Source organism: Oleiphilus sp. HI0123 (genome assembly GCF_001635315.1).
Genome location: NZ_LWGE01000826.1, coordinates 1 through 782, shown reverse-complemented (window position 1 = coordinate 782; position 782 = coordinate 1). Strand labels below are relative to the sequence as shown.

Below are 782 nucleotides of genomic sequence, written 5' to 3'. Positions count from 1 at the left end.
CATGACACCCAGCTCTAAAAAACTTAGTGGCGATGCTGAAAAACGACTTGAAGCAATTGTTGCCTCGCAAGAACTTGGGGCGGGCTTCATGTTGGCAACGCACGACCTAGAGATACGTGGTGCAGGTGAACTATTAGGTGAAGAACAAAGCGGCCAGATTCAGAATATCGGTTTTACCCTATATATGGACTTGCTAGATCAAGCCGTTAAATCGCTTAAACAAGGAAAAGAGCTCGACCTTGAGAACCCAATGCATGGCACCGAGGTGAACCTGCGTATTCCCGCAATTATTCCTGACGAATATTTACCAGACGTACATATGCGTTTAGTACTCTATAAACGTATTGCTAACGCTGCCGATAAGGACGGCCTAAAAGACATTCAAGTCGAAATGATTGACCGCTTCGGTATGTTACCTGACGCTGTGAAAAACCTAATGCGTCAAACAGAGCTGAAGCTCAAAGCCGATCCTGTTGGCATCGATAAAATCGACGCAGGCGAGACCTCCGGTAGTTTTGAGTTTTCAAAAGACACGAAAGTCGACCCCTTGGCCATCGTTCAGCTAGTGCAAAAGAACCCGATAAAGTACAAGCTAGAAGGCGCCACAAAACTTAAGTTTGAGCTTGAGGCCAAGAACGCAGAAGAGAAATTAAGTGAGATTGAAGCGCTGATTGCGTTATTGAGCAAGGCCCCGACTTAGCCTCAGCTGTAGGCAGAGCCTTCCACGGCTCGCTGGCAGGTTAGCACGAGTCAGGTTCACAGCGAGATATATGCTTACTTAA

At 46.8% G+C, this 782-nt stretch carries 1 protein-coding gene; it reads left to right on the top strand.

All coding sequences use genetic code 11. From position 1 onward, the window contains the following. On the top strand, positions 1 to 700 hold a 700-nt coding region (locus A3761_RS07215; protein WP_068750042.1), incomplete at its 5' end, for a TRCF domain-containing protein. Positions 701 to 782 lie beyond the last annotated feature (82 nt).